This window comes from Caballeronia sordidicola, assembly GCF_000729995.1.
Taxonomy (GTDB): domain Bacteria; phylum Pseudomonadota; class Gammaproteobacteria; order Burkholderiales; family Burkholderiaceae; genus Caballeronia; species Caballeronia sordidicola_A.
The window spans coordinates 1-396 of sequence record NZ_JNFG01000140.1 but is presented as its reverse complement, the minus strand read 5'-3'; the positions used below and the strand labels follow the sequence as shown (position 1 = coordinate 396).

Annotated in this window: 1 pseudogene; it reads left to right on the top strand. The window is 62.4% G+C overall.

Going from position 1 to position 396, the window contains the following annotated elements:
• Window positions 1-104 precede the first annotated feature (104 nt).
• Window positions 105-396 (top strand): annotated as a pseudogene (locus tag FH08_RS48795) (MCP four helix bundle domain-containing protein); the annotation flags it as partial.

The following is a 396-nucleotide window of genomic DNA, read 5'->3' as shown; positions in this document are numbered from 1 at the left end:
ATTCATACCTGGGGGATGACCGCTCGGCCCGAAGTAAACTTATCGCGCAAACCTTTAACGCAAAATGTGATCCATGTCACACACTTTGAAGCGTTGAGGTTTTCATGCGTACCCCTCTTTCCATGGCCGCCCGCCTGGGCCTGGGCTTCGGCCTGATCCTGGTGCTGATGCTGCTGATCACCCTCGTCGGCGTCCAGCGCGTCGGCGTCATCGATGACACCCTGACCGCCGTCAGCCAGGGCGCCAGCGTCAAGCAGCGCTACGCCATCAACTTCCGCGGCAGTGTGCACGACCGCGCCATCGCCATTCGCGATACGGTGCTGATCCACGACGCCGCGCCCCTGGCCAGTCGCCTGGCCGACATCGACCGGCTCAAGGCCTTCTATCGCCAGTCCG